A 25,954-nucleotide genomic window follows, 5' to 3' on the forward strand; every position below is an offset into this window, starting at 1 on the left:
GTTTTTTTATCTCATCGCCTGAACAGCTTCTTTACGTACACTTCTTCCTCTTCCATGCGGGATACAGAGCGGTGTTCCAAATAACGGATCAGCGCTTATTTGACACTCCATACGGAATACATCACGAACTAACTTTTGATCAACAACTTCTTCTGGTTTACCTTGCGCATATATTTGTTTATCCTGAATAGCTACAATGTTGTCTGCATAACGGCATGCCAAGTTCAAATCATGCAATACCATAACAATCGTTCTTTTCTCTGTTTCATTTAATTCGAATAATAAATCTAACACTTCAATTTGGTGAGTCATATCTAAATATGTAGTTGGCTCATCCAGTAAAATAATATCGGTATCTTGTGCAAGGGTCATTGCAATCCAAGCACGTTGACGTTGTCCACCTGAAAGAGCATGAACATCACGCTCAGCAAATTCTGTCATACCCGTTGCTGCAAGCGCTTTTTGTACCATTTCCTCATCTTTTTCTGACCATTGCTTCAGCCATGTTTGATATGGATAACGTCCTTGCTTTACAAGTTGTAATACCGTAAGTCCTTCCGGTGCTTGTGGCCCTTGCGGTAAAATCGCCATTTGACGAGCGATTTGCTTCGTTTGCATACTTTGAATTGCTTGATTGTCTAACAAAATGTCACCGGTTGTTGGCTTTAATAATCTAGCTAGTGAACGTAATAAAGTTGATTTCCCACAACCGTTAGAACCGATGAAGATTGTAATTTCCCCTTTTGGAATTTCTAAATTCAGCTCATCAATAATAATCGTTTCACCATACGACAGCGTCAAGCGTTTCGTCTCCAATGCTTTTTGCATATTCATCTCCCTTTATGAATTCCGACTTTTATAAAGTAAATAAATAAAATAAGGTGCACCAATTGCTGATGTAAATACCCCTGCTGGAATTTCAAGTGGTGTGAAAATTGTGCGCCCAATTAAATCTGCAGCAAGTACTAGAATTGCACCAATAATCGCCGCAACTGGGAGCAATGCACCGTAGAAAGAGCCAACCAACCTTCGTGAAATATGAGGTGCCATTAAACCAACAAATCCAATTCCTCCTGCAAAGGCAACTGCCCCACCAATTAAAGCTGTACTAAGTAACAACATAAATACACGCGACTTCGTTAAAGGAACACCAAGTCCCACTGCTATATCATCCCCTAGCTCTTGTGCATTTAAATGTCTCGCAGCGATAAATGATATTGTCGTTAAAATGAGAACCCACGGCGCAAGTACCATAACATTTTGCCATGAAGAACCATAAACAGTACCTGTGATCCATACATTCGCTTGACTTGCTTGATAAATTGGTGCTAACAACATAAATAAAGTTGTTGCTGCTTTCGTTAATGCCCAAAATCCAACACCAATTAAAACGAGACTAATCGGTGATAATCCATCATTTTTCCAGGCGAATAAATATACAAAAAACGCTACAATTGTTGCCCCAGCAAAAGCTGCTAGCGGCATATAATGAATGCTTACTGTTAGCGCATTGTTTTTATCACTAAATATAGCTAAAAAGAGTACAACTGCTACACTTGCCCCGCCCGTAATTCCGATGATATCTGGAGAAGCAAGTGGATTTCGAACGAGCCCTTGTAAAATACAACCTGCTACTGCAAGCGCAATTCCTACGAGAATAGCAATTAAAATACGCGGCATACGAAACTTATTTACAACCATATTTGACATCGCATCGCCATTTCCAGTAATTGCTTGCCATACATCATAAGGAGCAATTTTCATATCGCCCATCCCTGCACTAGCAAAAAATAATCCTATTAAAATAGCTAGTAAACTTAATACGACTAGAATAGCTCGTTTATACATTAAAAACGAGAACCTATCTTTTCCTATACGAAACGGAATATACTTCTTCATTTGCTAAGCCCTCTCTTACGTGCAATATAAATAAAGAATGGGGCTCCGATAAATGCTGTCATAACCCCTACTGGTACTTCTTGTGGCATAATGACATATCTTGCTGCTATATCAGCCAAGATTAGTAGTATTGCACCTAACAAGCCGCTATAGGGTACTCTCCATCTGTGATCAACTCCAACAAGAGATCTGGCAAAATGCGGAGTAACAATTCCAATAAATCCTATTGGGCCAGCAACCGCAACTGAACCACCAGACAGCAGTACAATAATAAGTAGTACGAATGATTTCATTAAAATTGTTCGTTGTCCAAGTCCTTTTGCAACGTCTTCCCCCATCATTAATGTATTTACTTTCCCAGCCATCATAAGAGATGCAATCCAGCCTATTAATAAATACGGGAATACAGATTGTAAAATCTCTAACTTTCTTCCTTGCACAGATCCCGCAAGCCAAAATAATACCTCTTCCATCGCCTTTTCATTTAAAACAAGTAACCCTTGTGTTAACGATGAAAATAAAGCACTAATTGCTACACCTGCTAACGTTAACTTAAGAGGCGTTGTCCCTTCTTTTCCTAAAGAACTAGAGGCAAATACAAGTACTGCTGCAACTGCCGCTCCTAAAAAGGCAATCCATGTGAAAGCTGATAATGATGTCACGGAAAAGAGTACAATTGCTACAACTATAAAGAACGCAGCGCCTGAATTTAATCCAATAAAATCTGGAGAAGCAAGCGGATTCTTTGTTAAAGTTTGCATCAGACAACCCGCAATGGCTAAACTAGCACCAACACTTGCTGCAATTAACGCCCTTGGTAGACGCACATTTTGAATAATAATATGCTCATTTGAACCATTAAAATGGAAAAAAGCATCTAAAGCTAATTTCCAACTCGTATTTGTATATCCGAAAATAATACTTCCCCAAATACAAATAACGACTGCAATGATTCCAACAAATAATCCAATCCATTTTGCTTGATTTGTTTTTAATAACATGCAGCGTTTCCCCTTCAATGTATAATGATACGTTGTAAGTGTATTTCAACTTAATTCTCATTGTCAACGATAATGAGAACTATTTTCAGTAATATATATTGACAATCAAAAGATAAAGGCTTAATATCATGCTTGCTATTGAAAAATATTCTCAACATGTAGGGGGTACATAATGAATTTCATGCAAAAGAAATCGTTTACAGTATTTGTATTTCTACTAGCTTTTTCACTTCTTTTAAGTGCTTGTGGAAAATCAAATAACAAAGAAGAATCAACAAAAGAAGATAATAAAAAAGAAATGATTACCGTTGAACACGCAATGGGTAAAACAGAAGTTCCTGCTAATCCAAAACGTGTAGTTATTTTAACGAATGAAGGAACTGAAGCTTTACTTGAATTAGGTGTGAAACCAGTTGGTGCTGTAAAGTCTTGGACTGGTGATCCGTGGTATCCACATATTAAGGACAAAATGAAAGATGTAAAAGTTGTTGGCGACGAAGGACAAGTTAACGTTGAAACGATTGCTTCTTTAAAACCAGACTTAATTATCGGTAACAAAATGCGTCACGAAAAAGTGTACGAGCAACTAAAAGCTATTGCACCTACTGTTTTCTCGGAAACATTACGTGGTGAATGGAAAGATAACTTCAAATTTTATGCAAAAGCATTAAATAAAGAAAAAGAAGGTCAAAAGGTTTTAGCTGATTACGAAGCACGTATGAAAGATTTAAAAGGCAAACTTGGCGATAAAGTAAATCAAGAAATTTCTATGGTACGTTTTATGCCTGGTGATGTTCGTATTTATCATGGAGATACATTCTCTGGCGTTATTTTAAAAGAACTTGGATTTAAACGTCCTGGTGATCAAAATAAAGATGATTTCGCAGAGCGTAACGTATCTAAAGAGCGTATTTCTGCAATGGATGGTGATGTATTATTCTACTTCACATTCGATAAAGGCGACGAGAAAAAGGGTTCTGAACTAGAAAAAGAGTATATAAACGATCCTCTATTTAAAAATTTAAATGCAGTGAAAAATGGTAAAGCATACAAAGTTGACGACGTTATTTGGAATACAGCTGGTGGCGTAATGGCTGCTAACTTACTACTAGACGACATTGAAAAACGCTTTGTTAAATAATTTCATTCTAACCAGCTCCCTTTTTATGGAGCTGGTTTTTTCATTTCACTGAAGTGTCACATTATTTCATTTTGTATTTTTATTCCCGATATGTTATATTATAAAAGTAAATATAGTTTATTTTCTCTATATCAGAATAAATATTCTAATCTAAATTTTCTGATTTATCACTATTTTACTTTCTTTTAGAATTCAATTACTACATTTGAAAACGCTTATTATCTTGTTTTCAGGGAAAAATACAATAACGGTTGAAGAAAAATAGATTTTTTCAGAAATTTTCTTGCTATTTCCATATAATTCTATTGACTTCTAAATATTTTGTGAATTAAAATAATTACATAAATATCCGTTATACAGGATTAGGGGGAAACAAACATGGATGCAGCTTTAAAATTAGACAAAGCTGGAGAGCAACAATCACCAAAAAAACATCCACCAGGATTATATTTGTTGTTCTTTACAGAGGCATGGGAAAGATTTAGTTATTACGGAATGCGTGGCTTATTAGTTCTTTATTTAACAACGAGCTTAGTAAGTGGCGGTTTAGGATTTGATAAAGCAGTTGCTGTACAAATTTACGGTATTTTCACAATGTTAGTATACTTCACACCGATTATTGGTGGTTGGCTAACTGACCATTTCATTACGAAACGACACGCCATTACCATCGGCGGTATCATTATGGCACTTGGTAACTTTGTACTATTTTCAATGAACACGAAAACTGGACTATTTTTAGGATTAGGATTATTAGTTATCGGTAACGGATTCTTCAAACCAAATATTTCGACTTTATTAGGTCAATTATATAGCGACAACGATTCTCGTCGTGATAGTGCCTTCACTATCTTCTACATGGGAATTAACTTAGGAGCTCTTATCGCTCCATTCATTTGCGGTTACTTCGCAGATTATAGATACGGTTTCTTAACAGCTTGTATCGGTATGATCATTGGACAGATTGCATTTAACTTATTAGCACCTCGTTACTTAGGATCAGCTGGAACAACTGTTGTCGGTAAAAAATCTAAAGAACAAAATGCAAAACCTATTGAGAAAAAACCTTTAACAACACAAGAGAAAAAGCGTACAACTGCAATTTTAATTTTAACTTGTTTCGTTGTATTCTTCTGGGCAGGATTTGAACAAGCTGGTAGTTCTTTAACACTTTACACAGATAAGTTCGTGGATCGTACAATTGGTGGATTTACAATTCCAACACCTTGGTTCCAATCTGTAAACCCACTATTCATTATCTTACTAGCATTACCAGTTTCTGCATTATGGATTAAACTTTCAAAAACAAAAAATGGTGATTTAAAAATCCCTACAAAAATGGCTTTTGGTATGATTTTACTAGGAATCGGGTACTTAGTTTTAACTTTAGCTGTTCTAAAAACTGGTAGCGATGAAGGTAACATTACAATGAAAGCAAACTTACTATTCATTGTATTCACTTACATGTTCCACACAATCGGTGAATTATTCTTATCACCAATTGGATTATCTATGGTAAGTGCAATCGCTCCTGTTAAATTAGCATCATTACTAATGGGTGTATGGTTAGCTGGTACTGGATTTGCAAACTTATTAGCAGGACAATTAGCTGCTTTCACTCAATCTTTAGGATATTTAGAAGTATTCGCAAGCATCGGTATTATCGTAATCGTGCTAGGATTAGTACTTCTTATGTTCTCTAAGAAAATTGCACATATGATGGAATAGCAAATAAAAAAAGACGCTTCTACAATTAGAAGCGTCTTTTCTATTACATTTCTTCTAAAGCCGTCACATCCACGTGAACGCTCTCTCCTGGGTTGGATACGTCATACACTTGAGCACTCCCCTTCTGCTCATCACAGCTCTCAATCCATACGGGGACTCCCTCATATGTAACATCAATTCTACTTGAAGAAGATAATATCTGTTTCACACGTTTTACATCCATTAGATTATTCCTCCTTTGGCTTACAGCACTCCTTTCTATCTTTTCATATCCCTTCAGAATATATTCCGTCAATTTAGCACTTCAACCGATAGTTTGTTTCTTTCTCACGCGCTAATACATACGCTCTCAAATCTTCCTATTATTAGATTCTTTCCAAATAAAAAAAGACGTATATTTCACACGTCTTCTTTCCATAATATTCAAAAATTAAGAAAATAATGTTTTTACTACTTCACTTACTTTATCGTTATGAATTTGATAGTACACTTCTAACCCGCGTCTCTCAAAGCGCACTACTTTATTTTGTTTTAATTTCGTTAAATGCTGTGAAACAGTTGATTGTGGTATTTCTAATACCTCTTGTAATTGTGTTACATTACATGTTCCACGCTGCATTAGTTCCATTACTAGACGTAGACGAAGTGGATGAGCTAATGCTCTTAACATCTGTACGTCTTCTTCTGAAATACGACAGTCAAATTGGTTTTGGTTCATAAAATTCCCCTCATTTTCGTTTTTTATTTTCTTTATTATTTATTTATATATCTGTTCTTATATTTCCTGTTACGACATAACTTTATCAACCTATAATGCTGAAAAATTTTTCCTCCTTTTATCAGCACACAGTTCAGGAAAAAATCCCTGCTGATTTTGAATATTATACTATATGATATAAAGAAAAAGCAAAACAAAGGGCTAGTAATACTTTGCTTACAAACGTTGATTTATCAGCCTTTTTGTTATATTTTCACCTGACTGAAATGTACAGTAATGATATTGTAAAATATCGTCTATAATTGATAACCTATCGTAAAGTAATTTGACCATATTTAACCGCTTTGTTACGATAAAAAGGAAATTTAAGTAAGGAGGATGATGTAATATTAAAAAATGGTTTATTATTGCGTTAATTAGCATTGCGGTTGGCTGGACTATTATCGATCACTTCCTATTAGACACCAAAGAAGATATAGCTTCAAAATCAAACACCCCAATTGGAACTGAAGTTGGCAATGTTGCCCTCAATTTCCTTCTGGAAACAACCACTGGTCAAGAAGTTCGCCTTACAGACTATAAAGGAAAAAAAGTAATATTAAATTTTTGGGCAAGCTGGTGTGGTCCATGCAAAATAGAAATGCCTGATATGGAAAAGTTTTATCATGATACTAAAGATATGGGGATTGAAATTGTCGCTGTAAATGCGACAGCTACTGAAAAAGACCCGAACAATGTAAAACAATTTCTTGAAGAAAACAAATACACCTTCCCCGTCCTATTAGATCAGAAAGGACAGGCAAGTGCCGCATATCAAATCATCAGCATCCCAACATCTTTTATCATCGATACAAACGGTGTCATTCAATATAAGCATGTAGGACCAATGACATATGAAAAAATGAAAGAATATGTAAATAATTTATAAAAGCGTATTCAAATCAATTTGATTACGCTTTTTGTCTACTTTATGAACAAGATGTTACTTTTAATACTATTATGGAATAATTATACTTTTTCACGTTGACAATAGTGTTGAAGCAGAATATACTAAGCATGTAAGTTGATTGTGAATAGTTTCACAAATAATGTGAATTTCTTCACATATAATAGATAGGAGTTGTCATTATTATGAGTACTTGGACACAAATTTATGACCCATTAAACAATATTTGGTTATCTGCACTAATCGCAGCACTTCCAATCTTCTGTTTCATCATTTGTTTAATGGGACTCAAAATGAAAAGTTACATCGCTGGGCTTTATAGTGTGATCGTCGCTATTATTCTTGCTATATTTGTTTATAAAATGCCCGCAACTGTAGCTGTAGCATCTGCCGGGTTCGGTATTTTATCTGGATTTTATCCAATTTGTACTATCGTTATCGCAGCGATTTTCCTTTACAAATTAACTGTTAAAACAGAGCAATTCAACATAATTCGCGATAGTATTTCAAGCATTACAAATGATCAACGTTTACAAGTATTATTAATCGCTTATTCTTTCGGTGCTTTCTTAGAAGGCGCAGCTGGTCTAGGGGTTCCAGTTGCTATTACAGCTGCACTACTTGTAGGTATGGGCTTTAATCCATTAAAAGCAGCAGGTATTTGTTTAGTTGCTAACATCGCTGGTGGTGCTATGGGTGCTATGGGTATCCCAGTTACAGTACCAGCACAATTAACTGAACTCGACGCACTAACTATAGGTCGTCAAACTGTTCTTATTTTACCTTTCATTAGCATTATTTTACCTTTCTTACTTGTTTCAATGGTCGATGGAATTAAAGGTATTAAAGAAACTTGGCAAGGTATTCTTGTAAGTGGTGTTTCTTTCGCAATTACTCAGTTCCTTGTAACTTACTTCTTAGGTGCAGAACTTACTAATATTTTCGCAGCCGTTGTAAGTATGGTCTCTCTTGCATTATTCTTACGTGTTTGGCAGCCAAAATCTTCTGCTAAAGAAGAAAAACAAGGAGAAAAAGAATCTCATACATTCAATCAAATTTTATATGCTTGGTCTCCATTCGTATTCTTAACTGCATTCGTAACAATCTTTAATTTAAAACCGATTAAAGCTTTATTTGCTCCGGATGGCGCGTTAGCAAACTTAGTATTTAACATTCAGTTCCCTGGTCTTCATAATATGGTTATGAAAACTACACCAATTACAAAGGCTGATACACCTTTCGCAGCGATTTTCAAATTCGATGTATTCTCTTCTACAACTACTGCGATTGTATTAGCAATTATCGTTTCACTTATCGTTTACCGCGTAAAGGGTAAAATGATTAAAGAACTAATAGTTGAAACAATGAAAGAACTAAAAGCTCCAGTATATACAATTTGTAGTGTTATCGCTTTAGCTTACGTAGAGAACTACTCTGGTATGTCATCTACACTTGGACTTGCATTCTCTTCTACTGGTAATGCATTCCCAGTTCTTTCTCCAATCTTAGGATGGATTGGCGTATTCATTACAGGATCAGTAGTATCAAGCGGTTCATTATTCGCACCACTTCAAGCAGTAACTGCAGATCAATTAAACATCGTGCCTTCTACACTCGTTGCGTTAAACGTAGTAGGTGGTACAATGGCGAAAATGGTTTCACCACAATCTGTAGCAGTTGCTTGTGCAGCAGTTGGACTAGTTGGTCAAGAATCCGCCTTATTTAAAACAGCAATGAAATACAGTTTAATCTTCTTAGCTGTTATTAGCTTACTTCAATTAAACGCTGTATTTAATATCTTCTAAAAAAAGAACCGATCCAAATGGATCGGTTCTTTTTACATTACATTTTTTTATTCTTTAATAAAGAAGCACCAGCAATTTCAGGATGCGTCATTTCGTATGGATCCAAAATAATATCAAGCTCTTCTGCTGTAAGTACACCATGTTCTAAACATAGCTCCCTAACAGATTTTCCTGTCGCAATTGCTTCACGTGCAATGCGAGAAGCTGCTTCATAACCAATATGTGGATTCACTGCTGTAATAACTCCAACACTTTTTTCAACATATTGCTTAAGCAACTCTTCATTCGCTGTAATTCCTTTAATACAATATTCACGGAATACACGGAATCCATTGTTCATAATACTGATGGATTGAATTAAATTAAATACTAATACCGGTTCCATTACATTTAACTCTAATTGGCCAGCTTCTGACGCTAAGCAAATTGTATGGTCATTTCCAATTACTTGGAAAGCAACTTGGTTAATTACTTCTGCCATAACTGGATTTACTTTACCCGGCATAATAGATGAACCTGGTTGACGAGCTGGTAATTGAATTTCCGCCAACCCAACACGTGGACCAGACGCCATAATACGAAGGTCATTTGCAATTTTAGACATATTCATCATACATACTTTTAGTGCTGCAGATACTTCTGTATATGCATCTGTATTTTGCGTCGCATCAACTAAGTGCTCTGCACCAATAAGAGGGAAACCACTAAAAGTTCGTAAATGCTTCACAACTTGTTCTATATAAGTAGGGTTTGCATTTAATCCCGTACCGACAGCTGTCGCACCCATATTAACTTCGTATAAATGTTGACGAGACTGTTTAATTCTTTTTATATCACGCTCTAGCACTCTGCTATATGCTTCAAATTCTTGTCCAAGGCGAATTGGAACTGCATCTTGCAAATGTGTACGCCCCATTTTAATAACGTGATCAAACTCTTTTGCTTTATCATGAAAAGCAGAGTGAAGTTCTTCCATTGTAACAAGAAGTTCTTCTAGCATCATAAGAGTTGCAATATGAATCCCAGTTGGGAACGCATCATTTGTTGATTGAGCCATGTTCACATGAGTGTTTGGGCTAATTTTCGCATATTCACCTTTTTCGTATCCCATACGTTCTAACGCTCTATTAGCAATTACTTCATTAGTATTCATATTAATTGAAGTACCTGCCCCGCCCTGAATTGGGTCTACAATAAATTGATCATGGAACTTTCCATCCACAATCTCTTGCGCTGCTTCTGCAATTTCTTGTCCGATATCTTTAGCTAAGTAACCTGTATCTATATTCGCAAGCGCTGCCGCTTTTTTTACAATTGCCATTGCCGTAATGAGTGACGGATGAATGCGGTATCCTGTAATAGGAAAGTTTTCTACGGCACGTAATGTTTGTACACCATAATAGGCTACACTCGGTACTTCCTTTTCACCTAAAAAATCTTTTTCTATACGTATATCCTTCGTTGCTATCATTTTTCATCACCTATACTTTTCATTCTAAATCCTTATCTAAAGAATTCGCCCTATAAAATACGAGTATCATTAAAAGAATTCTTCAGTATCCACCTTCACTATATAGCACCTTTTTTGAAAGCGCAAACATTTACTTTTCTATATATCCCTTTTATTAAAGTTAATATAATAGAAAATCCATTCATTCTTCTACTTTCTTTATTTCAACTCGCTTAATTTGATGCATATCCTTTTCAAGAACTTTAAAAGAAAAGCCGTGTTTCTCAATAATATCTCCCTCAGCAACGATTTGCTTTTGTACCATAATCCAACCACCAATTGTATCAACATCATCAGCAACCAAATGTATGCCAAATAAATCATTTACTTCGCTAATAAGCACTTTCCCCTCTACAAGTTTACACACTTCACTTATATGTTCTATAGGTGGATGCTCATCTTCATCGTATTCATCTCGGATTTCTCCAACAATTTCTTCTAAAATATCTTCCAATGTAACAATCCCTGCTGTGCCACCATATTCATCATATAATACAGCTAATGGAATGCGCCTTCTTTGCATTTGCAATAGTAAATCATGGATTGCGATATTTTCTAACACTTCAATAACTGGACGTGTATATGGTGTAATCGAACACTCTTCATCTCGATTACCATCCATATAACGAATAAACAAGTCCTTTACATTAACCATCCCAATAATTTCATCTTTATCTTCACCAAATACTGGATATCTCGTATATTTTTCTTGTGCGATTACTTTAATATGTGTCTCAAACGGCTCATCTTCATATAAACCAACAACTTCAGTACGAGGTACCATGATTTCCTTTGCTACCCTGTTATCAAATTCAAAGATGTTATTTACATATTTAAATTCAGTTTGATTAATCTCGCCACTTTCATAACTCTCAGACAAGATTAATCTTAATTCCTCTTCAGAATGTGCAACTTCATGTTCAGAAGCTGGATGTAAGCCAAATAAGCCTGTCACAAATCGTGCAGAGCCATTTAAAGCCCAAATAAATGGATACATAACTCGGTAAAAATAAATAAGGGGCTTTGATAATAATAAGCTAACTTGCTCTGCTTTTTGGATTGCAAAAGTCTTTGGAGCGAGTTCACCAATTACAACATGTAAAAACGTAATAACTGCAAATGCAATAATAAATGAAACTGTACTTGCAATTGCAGGAGATAAATCCAATTTTAAAAACAGTGGTTCGAGTAAATGTTTAATCGTCGGTTCTCCTAACCACCCGAGCCCTAAAGCAGTAATCGTAATTCCTAACTGACATGCCGATAAATACTCATCTAAATTTGAAGTTACTTTTTTAGCTGCCAATGCGCCTCGTCTTTTTTCACTAACGAGTTGATCGATACGACTGCTACGCACCTTTATAATTGCAAACTCTACAGCTACAAAGAAACCTGTCAGCGCAATAAGAACAGCTACCATCAATAATTTTAAAATATCCACATATGTCCTTTAGCTTTTCTTAGCTAAAGTTACACCTCCTTTAAATAAAGAAGTTTCACTTTAGTTTCTTCATTTACTTGAAAGCAACCCTATATAAAATTCACCAATTTTCAGCCCTCATACAATTCTAATGGCAAACCGTCAGGATCTTGGAAAAAGACGAATTTTTTTCCCGTTATCTCATCAACACGTATCAATTCCGTCTCAACATCGCATCGATTTAAATGTTTAACAGCTTCTTCTATATCAGTAACCGCAAAAGCTAAATGTCTAAGTCCAGCAGCCTCTGGAAAGCTTGTGCGGTCAGGCGGACTTGGAAATGAAAATAATTCAATTTGATACTCTCCTCCTACACATAAATCTAACTTATAAGAATTTCGTTCCTTTCTATATACTTCATTCTTCACTTTGAAACCTAATATTCGTGTATAAAAATCCTTTGACACTTCATAATTTGAACAAATAATTGCAACGTGATGTACTCTACATATATTCATGATTCCTCTATTCCTCTCTTCACCAAACATGCATATTCTCACTTTAAATGAAAAACATATATATCAGAATATCTCTTTTAGGGGGCTTACTATGAAATTTATCACTTTTTTCGTTGGACTTATCGTTGTTTTTTTCCTTGCTTACATTGCTAGCAACAATAAAAAACACATTAAATTCAAACCAATTTTCATCATGCTTATTATACAGTTAATTTTAACCTATTTATTATTAAATACAGAAATTGGTCTCATACTTATTACGATAATTTCCAACCTGTTTACGAGGCTACTTGAGTATGCTGCCAGTGGTATAAACTTTGTATTTGGTGGCCTTGCAAATAAAGGGGAAATGCCATTTTTCCTTAACGTATTATTACCGATTGTCTTTATCTCCGTCTTAATTGGTATATTACAACATTTCAAAATACTACCATTCTTTATTCGTTGGATTGGTTTCTTTCTTAGTAAAATAAACGGTCTTGGGAAATTAGAATCTTACAACGCCATCGCTTCCGCTATTGTCGGCCAATCAGAAGTTTTTATTACGGTTAAAAAACAATTAGCCCAAATTCCAAAACATCGACTATATACACTTTGCGCCTCTGCTATGTCAACAGTATCTATGTCCATTGTTGGTGCCTATATGACAATGATTGAACCAAAATATGTAGTAACCGCACTCGTTCTCAATTTATTTAGTGGTTTTATTATCGTACTCATTATTAATCCTTACGACGTTAATGATGATGAAGACATTTTGGTAATAAAAGGGGAAAAACAAAGTTTCTTTGAAATGCTTGGAGAATACATTCTTGATGGTTTTCGCGTAGCAATTGTCGTCGGTGCTATGCTCATTGGATTCGTCGCATTAATGAGTTGTATTAATGACCTATTCCTCATTATATTTGGAGTTACTTTCCAACAAATAATAGGCTATGTATTCGCCCCTATTGCATTTCTTATCGGCGTACCAAGTTCTGAAATTGTCACAGCTGGTAGCATTATGGCAACGAAGCTTGTAACAAATGAATTTGTAGCAATGATGGATCTTAGTAAAATTTCCAGCACGCTCTCTATCCGTACAGTCGGTATTATTTCTGTCTTCCTCGTTTCTTTTGCTAACTTTTCTTCCATTGGAATTATTTCCGGTGCGGTAAAAGGGTTAAACGAAGAACAAGGAAATGTCGTTGCCCGCTTTGGCCTAAAATTACTATACGGAGCTACTCTTGTTAGCATTTTATCTGCGATTATTGTAAGTATTATGCTTTAATTAGGTAAAATTTTATCATTTTCTTATCCCTGTCTTTTGTATACAATAACGAATAGGTGTCTTATAAATAATCAAGACATCTATTTTTTATACATGTACAATACCTTTTATTTAGCGTACAATATTTTTTATGTGTTTTAATACGCTTCTAGATGTATACACTTTGATTGTTTTAAAGGAGAAAAAATGATGAAATCCGACATTAACAACGACACTCGAGCCAAAAAAGGACGCTCAAAGAAAAAGCGCCTACTTTGGTTCCTTCTTATTCCCTTACTTATTGTAGCAATGGGAGCAGGAGGCTACTCCTTCCATATATACAGTAAAGCAAAATCCGTCTTAAGCAACGCCTATTCTGAACTCGGCCGAGGAGATAAATCCAACAAACGTGAAAAAGTTGTTAAACCTATGACTGATAATATTTCTGTCTTGATCATGGGTGTTGATGAAAGTGATATCAGGGAAAAAGGTTACGGAAAAGCGACTCGTACAGATGCATTACTACTTGCAACAATTAATAAAAATGATAAATCTGTTAAACTAGTTAGCATTCCACGTGATTCACGCGTCTACATTAAATCACGTGATAAATATGATAAAATCACACATGCACACGTATTTGGTGGTGTAGACAGCACAATTGATACAGTAGAAAAATTTTTAGATGTCCCAGTTGATTACTATGTAAAATTTAATTTCAAATCCTTTATCAAGATCGTTGATTCTCTAGGTGGTATAACTGTCGACGTTCCAGTTGAGTTCACAGAACAAAATAGTAGCGACGAAGCAGATGCAATTCACCTAAAAAAAGGGCGTCAACATTTAAATGGAGAAGAAGCACTTGCACTAGCTAGAACGCGTCATATTGATAGTGATTATATGCGTGGTCAACGACAACAACTTGTTTTAGAGGCTATTGCTGAAAAAGCCCTATCTCTCAATTCCATTAATAAAATCGGAAGCCTATTAGATGCTGTCGATAAAGATTTAAAAACAAATTTAACTTTTGATGATATGATGGCTATTGCGAAAAATTCAATGGATTCAAATTTAAAAATGGATAAATTGCAAGTGGAAGGTACTGATAAATATATAGGTGGTATTTATTATTACGTTCCAAACGAAAAAAGTGTTAATGATATATCGACAACACTTCAAGAACATCTCGGTGTTACGAATAAAAATGAGCATAAAAAATTATAATAAAAAGGCTGCTAGATTTTTCTAAGCAGCCTTTTTATTATAATTTTCAACATATTTCTCATGCATATTGTGACAAAAAGAGACAATTATTACAACAGTGTAACATTTTTTATGAAAACATTACACACATAGTGAAAATAATAGTATACTAGTACGTACATAATGTTATTTTCATCATTTTTATACAAAAAATGTAATACATATATTTATACAATTTTTTCTGGGGGGAAATAAATGAAGCTAAGCAAAATACTGATCGGTTCCGCTATTGCCGGTGGCATATTACTTTGTGTTGGTGGTGTTGGTGGATATCAATATGTATCCAAATTAAATAATCAACTAAATACAACTGCACTACCAAACACTACATTTGAAGGTATTTCTCTTGATGGAAAAAATAAAGCAGATATTCAAGCCATTGTTAATCAAAAAGTGAATGAATTAAATCAAAAATCTCTTAACTACGTATTCCAAAATGATAAACAAACTTACATATGGAAAGATTTAGGAGTAGATTATAAAGAGAAGGATATTGTCGACAATATCTTTAAAGAACAAGAAGGGAACGTAATGAATCGTTACAACATGCGTAAGCAAGCTGAAAACGGTGAAGTAAAACGTGACTATAAATTAACACCACAATTAAATACAACAACTTACGAAACCTTTATAAAGGATAAATATAATGAAACATTAAAAAATCCTGTCAACGCCGAATTAAGTGTTGAAGGCTCTACAGTAAATATTAGCCAAAGTCAAAATGGAGAAAAAATTGATAAAGGAAAATTAACCGATTTAACAAGCGCAGCTATTACTTCTGGCACATCCGATGTTGCATTACCAGTTACACTAATAAAACCTGAACGTTCTACAGAAGATATACAACAAATGGGGATTAAAGAAGTGATCGCTGAATACTCTACCCCAATGGCTGGCCGTAATGGAAATCAGTCCTATAACGTAAATAAGTCAGCTAATACTTTAAGTGGAGTTATTGTTGCACCTGATGACACGTTTAGTTTTAATGACCGTGTTGGCGTAACTGATGCTGCACATGGTTATAAATCCGCAGCAGTATATTCACAAGGTAAAGTTATACAAAGTGCAGGCGGAGGCGTTTGCCAAGTAAGTAGTACTTTATACAGCGCAGCTTTAAGGGCAGATTTAGGAATTGTTTCTCGAAGCAATCATTCTATGCCCGTAAATTATTTACCACTTGGGCAAGATGCAGCAGTGGCAGATTATGGCCCGGATTTAAAATTTAAAAACAATACAGGTAAGCATATTTACATTCAAGCATTTTCAAATGGAGGTAGTATTACTACTCGCATTTTCGGTACAAATACTGGTAAAAATGTTGAAGTTTCTTCTCAAGTAATTAGTAATACTGGTGATAAAATAACAGCGGTTACGTATAAAAAAGTAACACAAAACGGTGAAGTAATATCAAATGGACAAATTTCAAAAAGCGTATATAAAAGTGCCCCAAAACAATGAGATAATATCAAACGGACAAATTTCAAAAAGCGTATACAAAAAGGCGTGATCTACTCACGCCTTTTTCTTTTGCAATAATAGTAAAAAAGTTTCAAGATGGTCTTTCGTTTCTTCTAAAGACCACATACGATTTCCTTGCTTCGCAGCTAATACGCACGCTTCTTCCCACGCGTTCTTTTTCTTCATATTTACTAATTCATCGCGTAATTTCAAAACAATTTCTTCATCTTCTTGCTCTATAAACTCTTCCATCACGCTTGCTATTTCATCCTCATGAATACTTAACGTACAGTATGATTTTAAAAAGTATTGTAATGTTGGATACATATATACTCCCCCCTTTATTTATCTGATGGATAAGAAGTAATAATCTTAAATCCTAGATCTCCTGATTTATCTCTCGCTAAAACGGTAACAGTCTTTACTAGTTTGTCTTTTACATTCATATTTTTCTTTATTACCGTTTTTCCAACTGGGAATGAATGAGTTGTATTCAATACAAGGCGAGCCTCTTTAGAGTTTTTTAACCAATCCTGAATTTCTTTATCATGTTGTTTTAAACTATCTTTCACAGCCTTTGTCGCTGTTTCCTTATCATAGTATGTACTGGCCGCTGAAACTTTATCTGTCTTCAAACGATTCTTCAAATCCTCTTCTGATTTGCCTACATGCCTTTCAATCGTATGACCATTTTTAGGTGGTCCTTCCATTTCATCTAAAATATTGTCACTAATTTTTTCTACTGATGTAGAATGATCCTCTTTTGGTTTTTCTGTTTTTTGTTCTTTTCCTGCACATCCACTTAAAATCAGCATTAATGCCAATAAACCACTCAAGAAAAGACTACTTAGTCGTTTCATCGTATCACCTCTTCCATGATTATTATCGTAACTCCACTAAAAGTCAATTTCACAAAGAAAAAATGTATACAGTTTTAAAATCCCTCATTCATCTCACTATATTTTCCAACCCCATTTCATCAAATCACTATTTTTCGCCCTCATAAAAATATACCCCCATGTTTTTCTAATTATTTCCCAGATAAAAAATACCAATCATAATACCCACAAACCCTTTAAACATAGTATTTATGTAGTGTTTTTCAAACAGAATAAATATACCCCTACTTTCATATACCCAATACCTATATAAGGTATAAAAACACCTTCCTATCAACTGTTTTCTACATTATGTAAATTTGTACTTGCCTATACAATGGAAATATGGTGTAATGCAAAAAAAGATAAAGGATTTTATAAAATGGCTGCAACAATTCAAAACTTCTTAACAGACTATTATTCACTCGCAATTCCACTTAGTATCTTAATCAACATCATCATCAGTCTTTTAGGTTTTATCCCTAGTATTTTTTTGACCGCCATTAATATACAGCTCTTCGGTGTAACAAATGGCACAATCATTTCGATCGCAGGTGAGGCATTAGGGGCTATTATCTCGTTTTATATTTATCGCATAGGCCTTCAAAAGTTCACTCACGATAAAGTAAATAAGTATCCAAAGGTAGAACGTCTTCTTTACGTAGAAGGCAGAGAGGCATTTCTACTCGTCCTATCTTTTCGTTTTATTCCTTTCATTCCGTCCAGTATCGTTACTTTATTTGCAGCTCTCGGCAAAATGTCATTACTCTCTTTCAGTATTGCCAGCACAATAGGGAAAATACCGGCCTTATTGATTGAAGTATATTCTGCATATCATGTCATTAACGGAACAAATGAAGCTAAGTGGATTATTACAATCGCAGGTTGTGTTGGATTGTTTTATTTGTGGAAAAAATGGAGAAAAAAATAAAGAAGGAGCCTATGCTCCTTCTTTATTTTTGAAGTATTTTATTAATAACTATCCTTTAAAGCCTTAGTTTACACCAACAGCACTAAATGATTGCTTCACTGCATTTACTTCTGCAGAGCTAGCACCATATAAATCTGCTGCAGCTTGTACTGCACCAGCACGAGCTTGACTAAATGTAGTAGATTGCGTGAAATACTGTGTATTTGCACGGTAGTAAATCGCACCTAATTTATCTTTACCGATACCAGTTACAGTTACACCAGAATGCGTACCACCATTTGCTAATAAATAAGCTTGTTTGTTAATAATACCACTGTTTGTATGAACGCCACCGTTATCACTTGAACCAGTGTAACGCTTAGAATAATGATCTGGATCACCATACTTCGCAGGATCACTCATAGAACGAAGTGCATCTCCTGCTTGTCCAGGTGTATAAATATCCTCACCAATCTCCCAATCTGGGTTACGGTTATCATAGAATTCTACTAAAGTACCAAAAATATCAGAAATTGCTTCATTTAACGCTCCTGATTCATTTTGATAAATTAAATCTGAACTGTTTTCTGTAACAGCATGCGTTAATTCGTGGCCAATTACATCAATGCCACCAGATAATGAAGTGAATGTTACACCATCACCATCTCCGTATACCATTTGTGAGCCGTTCCAGAATGCATTATTATACTTACTTCCGTAATGAACTGTTGATTTTAATGGTGCTCCTGCATCATTAATAGAGTTTCTGTTAAATGTAGCTTTATAGTAATCATATGTTTTACCTGCATAGTAATGAGCATCTACTGCCGCTGCATCATACGCTGCATTGAAAACATTATCTGCATCTGCCCATAATGTTCCTGGTAATGTTGAGCGGTTTTTCGCATCATATGTGAAAATTGTTGCTCCGCGCGTATTATCTTGTAAATAGTAAGACGATCCAGATAACGTTGTATTAAGCGATTTCGTATCTCCTAATACACCTTTACCAGTTCCAACTTTATTCGTCCCTGTTACAGGCTTTACAACCGCTTTCGCTTCCTGTTTAGGAGCATCTTGCTTAACTGGTGACTTATCATCATTCGTTACATGATCAAGTTTATTATATTTATTTAACACTTTACCGCTTTCCGCTTCAATGAAATAGTAATAGTTTCCTGGATTTGGCTCTAAGAAGTTTAAATTCACAACGTATGCATATGTCGTTTCTTCACCATTTTGATATACATATAAGTCCGCTTTTGGATCCACTTCATATTTAGGTGTTACTCCTAAATCTTGTTGCGCAATTTCAATTGCTTTTGCGCCTTCAATCTTATTTTTGTTTTTTAACTTTTCCTTCTTGTCTAAATCAGGCGCAACTGTTCCAGACAATACTTTTAAAGAACCATCTTTACTTACGTGAGCTACTTGAGTAGACCCCCATACAGGTACTCCCTCGTAAACTTGTTGCATACGTACTACTGTTGAATCAGTTACTGCATCTTTTTTCACTTGTTTCACTTTGAAAGAATCTTGCGCACTCTTTTCCCCTAGCTTATAATCACCTTTTGCTGCGTTTAAGTAATCAAACACCACAGATTCCGCTTTCTTACCAGTCGCTCCAGTTAGATCACCAGAAATAAACTCAGGTGACTGTACCGTCTCATTGTACTTCTTAGTAGAGAGTACATTTTTAGAATCCGCAAATGCAGAGCCTGTCCCTCCAAACGCTGTAACTGCCATTCCTGTCGCTAACACTAACGCTAAACTCTTCCTTTTCATATAAACTTCCCCCTAATAAAAAAATTTGAAAACGAGTAGTTTCATATTAGCATTATGTTTCCACTATTAATATACTAAAAATTCAAATAATTGTTTTCTCAAGTTTTGTAGAATTTTGAGGAACAAATATTGAAAAAACCCCTTTCCAGTTGGAAAGGGGTTTTTGTTATGAATTAATTTGTTGAACCGTTTTAGCTTGTTGGCCAACGATATCGGGTTTACTACTATACTGATGTATTCCTCCAGCAACTGTAAGAGTCACTATAAACGCTAATACTCCAAATACCATCTTTTTCATTTTTACTCCTCCTTATTATCATTCATCAAATCAATAACTAACCTATAATATCGATTACTTTCCTCAAATCTCGATAAACTAGCGAAATGTTCTGCGAGTTCAACGTATACTTTCTTTAATTCTATTTTATTTCCCGCAGATTTATACAAAGGAATAGCCTCATTTTCCAAAAATACTTTATAATCTTTTGCTTCTTCAAAATGTTTATATCTAAGAATTAAAAGCAAATATAACTTTGCATTAAATCTCTCTTCTTGTTTTGCTGCAACAATTCCCTTATCAATCCATTCCTTTGCCTCTTCTAATTCTTCTAATTTAATGCACACTAATGCCAGTTCATATATTGTATCTAGATAGTTTAAATCTATTTGTTTTTGAAGTTGTAGACTATCCAAATAATATTTCTTCGCCTGCTGATATTTGCTTTTTTTATAATATATACTTCCCATATTGCTTAAAGTAATAGCTAAAAGTACATCCTTATCCGCAAAAGATGTGGCCTCCCTCAATATACTCTCGTACATTCTTAAAGCCTCTTCATACTGCCCCTTTTCTGTGTAACTTACCGCAATAAGTATCTGGCAATTAATTATATTTCTAAACTTATATTCACTACGAAATCCTTCTAATGCTATATTCACAAAATGAATTGCAAGGTGATGAATATCTAAGTGAGTATATGCAAGCGCTATATTATAGTACATACCCGTTTCATGATACCCTTGTTCCTTGGCCATTACTTCTGTTTTTAATAAGTAGTCTAGTCCATCCTTCCATCTATACTGCAAACAGCACAATAACCCTCTACTGTACGTATATAATAACTTCTGAAATGGAGAATACTTTTTGTAGACTTTCTTTAATCTCTCTAATTCTTCTTCAAGAGCTAAAATCTCCCTTTTCATAATTAAATAACGTGTATAAAGCAGTTTATAATAATTTATAATTTCAAAATCCAACACATGCTTCATTTCACCTTGCAACTCTTCGTATATGCGTTCTACTTGTTGCTTGTCCAAATGAACTAGTGCATTCAACCACTCGTCCAACTTCACTTTCACATCTTCTTCTACATCTCTCAAATCCGTCACAGCAATTTCTAGTCTTGTGCAGAGCAATTGTAGAATTTCTTCTGATGCTTCTATCTTCCCATTTTCGATCTTACTTAAGTATGAGACAGAACAAATGCCCTGACATAATTCTTCTTGTGTCATTTTTTGCTGTAGCCGTTTATAAAAAACTTGCTTGCCTATTTTTTCTAATGTTTGTTGCATTGTCCTCCTCCATTCTCATTACCCCCATTACTCTAATAATACATAAAATCTAGAGAAATATAAATTGATAAATGTAAATTTTCTAAAAAATATGCATTATTTCATTTTTTTCTCTCTTGACTTCAATCCCTATTACTTCTTTGCTACGAAAGGGGGAAAATTGGTATACTATAATCAAATTACGGAGGTGTTTTCGCAATGAATCATTATAAAGACGATAGTTACGCCTTACATACAGATTTATATCAAATCAACATGGCTTATACATATTGGAAAGATGGTATTCATACTCGCCGTTCTGTTTTTGATCTATACTTTCGAAAGCTTCCATTCGAAAACGGCTATGCTGTTTTTGCTGGGCTTGAAAAAATTGTAGAGTACATAGAAAATTTCAGCTTTACCGAAAGTGATATCGCTTATTTAGCAGAGCTGCAATTTGAAGAAGATTTCCTTCATTATTTACAAAATATGAAATTTACTGGCACGATTCGTAGTATGCAAGAAGGTGAAGTTGTTTTTAATAATGAGCCTTTATTACGTGTCGATGCACCGCTTGGCGAGGCACAAATAATTGAAACCGCCCTCTTAAATATTGTAAATTACCAAACATTAATTGCTACAAAAGCTGCACGTATGAAGCATGCTGCAAATAATGATGAACTTTTAGAGTTCGGTACAAGACGTGCTCATGAGTTTGATGCTGCCCTTTGGGGCACTCGCGCTGCCTTTATTGGTGGGTTTTCATCTACAAGTAACGTTCGCGCAGGGAAACGTTTTGGCATCCCTGTAGCTGGCACACATGCCCACTCTTTCGTTCAAGCATATCGTGATGAATATGTTGCGTTTAAAAAATATGCTGAAACACATAAAAAATGTGTATTTCTCGTCGATACATACGACACATTAAAATCTGGTGTTCCAAATGCGATTCGTGTTGCAAAAGAGTTCGGGGATCGTATCGATTTTTATGGCATTCGCCTGGATAGTGGTGATATGGCATATTTATCAAAGGAAGCAAGAAAACAACTTGATGAAGCTGGATTTACAAACACAAAAATTATCGCTTCTAGCGATTTAGATGAATATACGATTATGCACTTGAAATCTCAAGGGGCAAAAATTGATGTATGGGGTGTTGGCACAAAGTTGATTACATCCTTTGAACAGCCAGCATTAGGTGCTGTCTATAAACTAGTCGCTATTGAAGATACCGATGGAAAATTAAATGATACGATTAAAATTTCATCTAATCCTGAAAAAATTACAACCCCAGGACTTAAACGAATTTACCGTATTATTAACCGTGTTAACGATCATGCAGAAGGCGATTTTATTGCTTTAGAGTCAGAAGAACCCGGAAAAGAAGAACGTTTAAAAATGTTCCATCCTGTTCATACATATATAAGTAAATTCGTAACAAACTTCGAAGCACGCGAACTGCATCAAGATATTTTCGTTAACGGTAAAAGAACGTATGAATTACCTAATATATTAGATATTCAAAAGTATAACGAACACAGCCTCTCACTATTTTGGGAAGAATATATGCGAACTTTAAATCCTGAAGAGTACCCTGTAGATTTAAGCCAAGAATGTTGGGATCATAAAATGAATTACATTCAAACTGTTCGAGAAAAGGTTGCAAAAAATATACAAAAATAAACAGAGAAGTTTCTCCTTCTCTGTTTTTTTCAAATTATATTACCAACAGTCACCCTCAATAACACGGTAAAATAATAAAAATAAGCGAGGGCGTAATCGCGCCCTCGCTTATTTTTATAAATCTTTCACTCTCAGTACACGCATTGCATTTAAAACTGCAAGTAGCGTAACACCAACATCTGAGAAGACCGCTTCCCACATTGTTGCAATACCAAAGGCACCAAGTAATAAAACTAGCCCTTTTACACCTAATGCAAATATAATATTTTGCCATACAATACTACGTGTACGTTTTGCAATTTTTACAGCTGTCGCGATTTTTGAAGGCTCATCAGTCATAATAACGATGTCAGCAGCTTCAATTGCTGCATCTGACCCTAAACCGCCCATCGCAATACCAACGTCCGCCCTTGCTAGTACTGGTGTATCATTAATACCATCACCGACGAATGCAATCTTTTCTTTACCGCGTTTTGCTGCATCAATTTTTTCGATTTCTTCTACTTTTTGGTGTGGTAATAATTCGGCATGAACTTCATCTAAACCTAATTCTTTACCAACAGCTTCACCAACTGATTTTGCATCACCAGTTAACATGACTGTCTTCTTAATACCTAGTTCTTTTAACTTTTGAATGGCTTGTTTAGAATCCTCTTTTACCTCATCAGAGATAACAATATAACCTGCATATTTACCATCTACAGCAACATGAACTAGTGTACCTACTGTATTTGGTTGCTTAAATGTAATGTTTTCTTTTCTCATTAATTTAGCATTACCTGCGAAAATTTCTTTTCCTTGTACTTTTACAACCGTACCATGACCAGAAATTTCACTATAGTCTTCAATAGTATTTTCATCGATTGATTTTCCATATGCATTTCGAATAGATTGTGCAATCGGATGATTAGAATATACTTCTGCAAATGCTGCATATTCTAATAGCTCTTCAGCCGTAATACCTTCACTAGGCTCCATCTTCGTAACTTTAAAGACGCCTTTTGTTAATGTTCCTGTTTTATCAAAAACGATATATTTCACATCATTCAATGCTTCTAAATAGTTACTTCCTTTTACTAAAATACCACTTTTAGATGCCCCACCAATACCACCAAAGAATCCAAGAGGAATCGATACAACGAGCGCACATGGACAAGAGATTACTAAGAACACTAAAGCTCTATAAATCCAATCGGAGAATGTAGCACCTTCTAAAATAAGGGGTGGAATAAATGCCATTATTGCTGCTGTTATAACTACAACAGGAGTATAATAACGTGCAAATTTCGTAATAAAGTTCTCTGTTGGCGCTTTTTTGCTACTTGCGTTTTGTACTAAGTCCAAAATTTTCGATACAGTCGATTCACCGAACTCTTTTGTAACTTCAACAGTTAATACACCATTTTGGTTTACAAAACCACTTAATACGTCATTACCAACTTCTACTTCTCGCGGTACAGACTCACCTGTTAACGCTGAAGTATCCATCATTGATGTTCCCTCAACTACTTTCCCATCTAACGGTACTTTTTCACCTGGTTTTACGATAATATACTCACCAATTTGCACATCTTCTGGTGATACTTGTTTCGTTTCGTTTCCTACTTTCACATTCGCATAGTCAGGACGAATATCCATTAATGACGTAATTGATTTTCGAGAACGATTTACTGCAATACTTTGGAACAGTTCCCCTACTTGGTAAAATAGCATAACTGCTACCGCTTCTGGATATTGTTGAATCGCGAAAGCTCCTAAAGTTGCAATTGCCATTAAAAAGTTTTCATCGAACACTTGGCCGCGAGTTATGTTTCTTACCGCTCTCCAAACGATATCTCCACCTATTAATAAATACGCAAGGACGAATAATGGAATTGTTATCATTTGCGGCAATCCGGCTAATGCAGCAATTCCTGTCAAAATTCCACCGACTACTAATCGTCCTATCATCTTTTTCACATTGCCATCACCATGATCATGACCGTGGTCGTGTCCTTTTTCCTCTTCACGAACAACTTTTACATCCGGCTCTAACTTTTGAACAACATTTTTTATATTTTGCACAGTCGATTCAAGCTCTCTTTTATTTGCAACTTCTACTCTTAATTTCTTTGATACGAAATCAACAGTCGCTTCTGAAACTGTTGGCATTTCTTTTACCTTATTTTCAATCTTCATTGCGCAATTTGCACAGTCTAAGCCTTCTAATACAAATACTTCTTTTATTGATTTTGTTTTTTGTTCTTCTTGTACTTTAATATGCGGTTCTAATTTTGTAACAAGTTGCTTTGCTTCCGTAACAACTTGATTTTCTTTATTTTGTGGTGTTTCTAAAAGCATCGTTTTTGTTGCGAAGTTTACGGAACAAGATGTTACTCCCTCTATATTCCCAACACCTTTTTCAATTTTCATTGCACAATTTGCACAATCTAAACCTTCTAGCATAAGTTTCTTTTTCACTAATGCTTCTGCCATCGTTCTCCCTCCTCGC

23 protein-coding genes are annotated in these 25,954 nt (G+C 35.1%); 9 read left to right on the forward strand and 14 right to left on the reverse strand.

Annotation, left to right across the window (positions count from 1 at the left end; translation table 11 throughout):
- Positions 1-6: 6 nt before the first annotated feature.
- The 3 genes from QCI75_RS23710 to QCI75_RS23720 are packed head-to-tail and all read right to left on the reverse strand — an operon-like array spanning position 7 to position 2,900.
- Positions 7-828 carry an ABC transporter ATP-binding protein gene (locus QCI75_RS23710; protein ID WP_002114020.1) on the reverse strand — a complete coding sequence of 274 codons (822 nt, stop codon included), beginning with the start codon at positions 826-828 and terminating at the stop codon, positions 7-9.
- A gap of 12 nt (positions 829-840) precedes the next feature.
- Complete coding sequence (locus QCI75_RS23715) at positions 841-1,899, reverse strand: FecCD family ABC transporter permease (protein ID WP_144506446.1); 1,059 nt, start codon at positions 1,897-1,899, stop codon at positions 841-843.
- Complete coding sequence (locus QCI75_RS23720; RefSeq protein ID WP_144506445.1) at positions 1,896-2,900, reverse strand: FecCD family ABC transporter permease; 1,005 nt, start codon at positions 2,898-2,900, stop codon at positions 1,896-1,898. Before QCI75_RS23720 ends, QCI75_RS23715 begins: the two co-directional genes overlap by 4 nt.
- A gap of 172 nt (positions 2,901-3,072) precedes the next feature.
- On the opposite strand from QCI75_RS23720, the gene QCI75_RS23725 reads away from it, so the two are divergent.
- Together QCI75_RS23725 and QCI75_RS23730 are read left to right on the forward strand one after the other, a co-directional pair.
- Positions 3,073-4,041, forward strand: coding sequence for an ABC transporter substrate-binding protein (locus tag QCI75_RS23725; protein WP_144506444.1), 969 nt, complete (start codon positions 3,073-3,075; stop codon positions 4,039-4,041).
- 378 nt (positions 4,042-4,419) lie between these two features.
- Complete coding sequence (locus tag QCI75_RS23730) at positions 4,420-5,769, forward strand: peptide MFS transporter (protein ID WP_353761289.1); 1,350 nt, start codon at positions 4,420-4,422, stop codon at positions 5,767-5,769.
- Between the two features lie 43 nt (positions 5,770-5,812).
- Here QCI75_RS23730 and QCI75_RS23735 read toward each other — a convergent pair whose 3' ends face one another.
- Complete coding sequence (locus QCI75_RS23735) at positions 5,813-5,992, reverse strand: acid-soluble spore protein H (protein WP_002010492.1); 180 nt, start codon at positions 5,990-5,992, stop codon at positions 5,813-5,815.
- Positions 5,993-6,199: 207 nt separating this feature from the next.
- Positions 6,200-6,487, reverse strand: a complete 288-nt coding sequence (locus QCI75_RS23740) for an ArsR/SmtB family transcription factor (protein WP_001075217.1) — start codon at positions 6,485-6,487, stop codon at positions 6,200-6,202.
- A 499-nt stretch (positions 6,488-6,986) separates the two neighbouring features.
- On the opposite strand from QCI75_RS23740, the gene QCI75_RS23745 reads away from it, so the two are divergent.
- Together QCI75_RS23745 and QCI75_RS23750 are read left to right on the forward strand one after the other, a co-directional pair.
- Entirely contained in the window at positions 6,987-7,415 is a 429-nt protein-coding gene (locus tag QCI75_RS23745; RefSeq protein WP_353761570.1) for a TlpA disulfide reductase family protein, read from the forward strand.
- A gap of 203 nt (positions 7,416-7,618) precedes the next feature.
- Positions 7,619-9,238: an L-lactate permease gene (locus QCI75_RS23750; protein WP_144506441.1), complete on the forward strand. Its 1,620-nt coding sequence runs from the start codon at positions 7,619-7,621 to the stop codon at positions 9,236-9,238.
- A 37-nt stretch (positions 9,239-9,275) separates the two neighbouring features.
- Here QCI75_RS23750 and aspA read toward each other — a convergent pair whose 3' ends face one another.
- The 3 genes from aspA to gloA2 all read right to left on the reverse strand — a co-directional run bounded on the left by aspA (position 9,276) and on the right by gloA2 (position 12,686).
- Positions 9,276-10,709 carry an aspartate ammonia-lyase gene (gene aspA / locus QCI75_RS23755; protein WP_144506440.1) on the reverse strand — a complete coding sequence of 478 codons (1,434 nt, stop codon included), beginning with the start codon at positions 10,707-10,709 and terminating at the stop codon, positions 9,276-9,278.
- A gap of 181 nt (positions 10,710-10,890) precedes the next feature.
- Positions 10,891-12,189 carry a hemolysin family protein gene (locus QCI75_RS23760; protein WP_144506439.1) on the reverse strand — a complete coding sequence of 433 codons (1,299 nt, stop codon included), beginning with the start codon at positions 12,187-12,189 and terminating at the stop codon, positions 10,891-10,893.
- Positions 12,190-12,299: 110 nt separating this feature from the next.
- A complete protein-coding gene (gene gloA2, locus QCI75_RS23765) occupies positions 12,300-12,686 on the reverse strand; it encodes an SMU1112c/YaeR family gloxylase I-like metalloprotein (RefSeq protein ID WP_144506438.1) in 387 nt (128 codons plus the stop codon).
- A 91-nt stretch (positions 12,687-12,777) separates the two neighbouring features.
- On the opposite strand from gloA2, the gene QCI75_RS23770 reads away from it, so the two are divergent.
- The 3 genes from QCI75_RS23770 to QCI75_RS23780 all read left to right on the forward strand — a co-directional run bounded on the left by QCI75_RS23770 (position 12,778) and on the right by QCI75_RS23780 (position 16,656).
- On the forward strand, positions 12,778-13,956 hold the full coding sequence (locus QCI75_RS23770) for a NupC/NupG family nucleoside CNT transporter (RefSeq protein ID WP_353761290.1): 1,179 nt from the start codon (positions 12,778-12,780) through the stop codon (positions 13,954-13,956).
- A gap of 186 nt (positions 13,957-14,142) precedes the next feature.
- On the forward strand, positions 14,143-15,159 hold the full coding sequence (locus tag QCI75_RS23775) for an LCP family protein (protein WP_337692282.1): 1,017 nt from the start codon (positions 14,143-14,145) through the stop codon (positions 15,157-15,159).
- Positions 15,160-15,393: 234 nt separating this feature from the next.
- Positions 15,394-16,656 carry a VanW family protein gene (locus tag QCI75_RS23780; protein WP_144506157.1) on the forward strand — a complete coding sequence of 421 codons (1,263 nt, stop codon included), beginning with the start codon at positions 15,394-15,396 and terminating at the stop codon, positions 16,654-16,656.
- Between the two features lie 54 nt (positions 16,657-16,710).
- On the opposite strand, the gene QCI75_RS23785 is transcribed toward QCI75_RS23780, so the two are convergent.
- Both QCI75_RS23785 and QCI75_RS23790 read right to left on the reverse strand, forming a co-directional pair.
- On the reverse strand, positions 16,711-16,983 hold the full coding sequence (locus QCI75_RS23785) for a hypothetical protein (protein ID WP_144506156.1): 273 nt from the start codon (positions 16,981-16,983) through the stop codon (positions 16,711-16,713).
- A 14-nt stretch (positions 16,984-16,997) separates the two neighbouring features.
- Positions 16,998-17,516 carry an RNase A-like domain-containing lipoprotein gene (locus tag QCI75_RS23790; RefSeq protein WP_105586146.1) on the reverse strand — a complete coding sequence of 173 codons (519 nt, stop codon included), beginning with the start codon at positions 17,514-17,516 and terminating at the stop codon, positions 16,998-17,000.
- Positions 17,517-17,916: 400 nt separating this feature from the next.
- On the opposite strand from QCI75_RS23790, the gene QCI75_RS23795 reads away from it, so the two are divergent.
- On the forward strand, positions 17,917-18,465 hold the full coding sequence (locus QCI75_RS23795; protein ID WP_144506155.1) for a TVP38/TMEM64 family protein: 549 nt from the start codon (positions 17,917-17,919) through the stop codon (positions 18,463-18,465).
- Positions 18,466-18,528: 63 nt separating this feature from the next.
- Here the strand turns inward: QCI75_RS23795 and QCI75_RS23800 are convergent, their stop codons facing one another.
- The 3 genes from QCI75_RS23800 to QCI75_RS23810 all read right to left on the reverse strand — a co-directional run bounded on the left by QCI75_RS23800 (position 18,529) and on the right by QCI75_RS23810 (position 21,801).
- Entirely contained in the window at positions 18,529-20,229 is a 1,701-nt protein-coding gene (locus QCI75_RS23800) for a M4 family metallopeptidase (protein WP_353761291.1), read from the reverse strand.
- 166 nt (positions 20,230-20,395) lie between these two features.
- Positions 20,396-20,527, reverse strand: a complete 132-nt coding sequence (nprX, locus tag QCI75_RS23805) for a quorum-signaling peptide NprX (RefSeq protein WP_002174820.1) — start codon at positions 20,525-20,527, stop codon at positions 20,396-20,398.
- Positions 20,528-20,529: 2 nt separating this feature from the next.
- On the reverse strand, positions 20,530-21,801 hold the full coding sequence (locus QCI75_RS23810) for a tetratricopeptide repeat protein (protein WP_144506153.1): 1,272 nt from the start codon (positions 21,799-21,801) through the stop codon (positions 20,530-20,532).
- Between the two features lie 198 nt (positions 21,802-21,999).
- Between QCI75_RS23810 and QCI75_RS23815 the strand changes: the two genes are divergently transcribed.
- Positions 22,000-23,463, forward strand: a complete 1,464-nt coding sequence (locus tag QCI75_RS23815) for a nicotinate phosphoribosyltransferase (RefSeq protein ID WP_353761293.1) — start codon at positions 22,000-22,002, stop codon at positions 23,461-23,463.
- Positions 23,464-23,577: 114 nt separating this feature from the next.
- Here QCI75_RS23815 and QCI75_RS23820 read toward each other — a convergent pair whose 3' ends face one another.
- Positions 23,578-25,938 carry a heavy metal translocating P-type ATPase gene (locus QCI75_RS23820; protein WP_353761295.1) on the reverse strand — a complete coding sequence of 787 codons (2,361 nt, stop codon included), beginning with the start codon at positions 25,936-25,938 and terminating at the stop codon, positions 23,578-23,580.
- Between the last annotated feature and the right edge of the window lie 16 nt (positions 25,939-25,954).

It is taken from the genome of Bacillus cereus group sp. RP43 (assembly GCF_040459645.1).
Taxonomy (GTDB): Bacteria; Bacillota; Bacilli; order Bacillales; family Bacillaceae_G; genus Bacillus_A; species Bacillus_A mycoides_C.

Excerpts from the sequence above, each read along its gene's own strand:
- QCI75_RS23790 (WP_105586146.1), bottom strand. The coding sequence starts at position 17,516 with ATGAAACGACTAAGTAGTCTTTTCTTGAGTGGTTTATTGGCATTAATG.
- QCI75_RS23715 (WP_144506446.1), bottom strand. The coding sequence starts at position 1,899 with ATGAAGAAGTATATTCCGTTTCGTATAGGAAAAGATAGGTTCTCGTTT.
- QCI75_RS23740 (WP_001075217.1), bottom strand. The coding sequence starts at position 6,487 with ATGAACCAAAACCAATTTGACTGTCGTATTTCAGAAGAAGACGTACAG.
- QCI75_RS23810 (WP_144506153.1), bottom strand. The coding sequence starts at position 21,801 with ATGCAACAAACATTAGAAAAAATAGGCAAGCAAGTTTTTTATAAACGG.
- QCI75_RS23780 (WP_144506157.1), top strand. The coding sequence starts at position 15,394 with ATGAAGCTAAGCAAAATACTGATCGGTTCCGCTATTGCCGGTGGCATA.
- QCI75_RS23735 (WP_002010492.1), bottom strand. The coding sequence starts at position 5,992 with ATGGATGTAAAACGTGTGAAACAGATATTATCTTCTTCAAGTAGAATT.
- QCI75_RS23785 (WP_144506156.1), bottom strand. The coding sequence starts at position 16,983 with ATGTATCCAACATTACAATACTTTTTAAAATCATACTGTACGTTAAGT.
- QCI75_RS23730 (WP_353761289.1), top strand. The coding sequence starts at position 4,420 with ATGGATGCAGCTTTAAAATTAGACAAAGCTGGAGAGCAACAATCACCA.
- QCI75_RS23820 (WP_353761295.1), bottom strand. The coding sequence starts at position 25,938 with ATGGCAGAAGCATTAGTGAAAAAGAAACTTATGCTAGAAGGTTTAGAT.
- nprX (WP_002174820.1), bottom strand. The coding sequence starts at position 20,527 with ATGAAAAAGATGGTATTTGGAGTATTAGCGTTTATAGTGACTCTTACA.
- gloA2 (WP_144506438.1), bottom strand. The coding sequence starts at position 12,686 with ATGAATATATGTAGAGTACATCACGTTGCAATTATTTGTTCAAATTAT.
- QCI75_RS23725 (WP_144506444.1), top strand. The coding sequence starts at position 3,073 with ATGAATTTCATGCAAAAGAAATCGTTTACAGTATTTGTATTTCTACTA.
- QCI75_RS23815 (WP_353761293.1), top strand. The coding sequence starts at position 22,000 with ATGAATCATTATAAAGACGATAGTTACGCCTTACATACAGATTTATAT.
- QCI75_RS23750 (WP_144506441.1), top strand. The coding sequence starts at position 7,619 with ATGAGTACTTGGACACAAATTTATGACCCATTAAACAATATTTGGTTA.
- aspA (WP_144506440.1), bottom strand. The coding sequence starts at position 10,709 with ATGATAGCAACGAAGGATATACGTATAGAAAAAGATTTTTTAGGTGAA.
- QCI75_RS23710 (WP_002114020.1), bottom strand. The coding sequence starts at position 828 with ATGCAAAAAGCATTGGAGACGAAACGCTTGACGCTGTCGTATGGTGAA.
- QCI75_RS23720 (WP_144506445.1), bottom strand. The coding sequence starts at position 2,900 with ATGTTATTAAAAACAAATCAAGCAAAATGGATTGGATTATTTGTTGGA.
- QCI75_RS23800 (WP_353761291.1), bottom strand. The coding sequence starts at position 20,229 with ATGAAAAGGAAGAGTTTAGCGTTAGTGTTAGCGACAGGAATGGCAGTT.
- QCI75_RS23770 (WP_353761290.1), top strand. The coding sequence starts at position 12,778 with ATGAAATTTATCACTTTTTTCGTTGGACTTATCGTTGTTTTTTTCCTT.
- QCI75_RS23795 (WP_144506155.1), top strand. The coding sequence starts at position 17,917 with ATGGCTGCAACAATTCAAAACTTCTTAACAGACTATTATTCACTCGCA.
- QCI75_RS23775 (WP_337692282.1), top strand. The coding sequence starts at position 14,143 with ATGATGAAATCCGACATTAACAACGACACTCGAGCCAAAAAAGGACGC.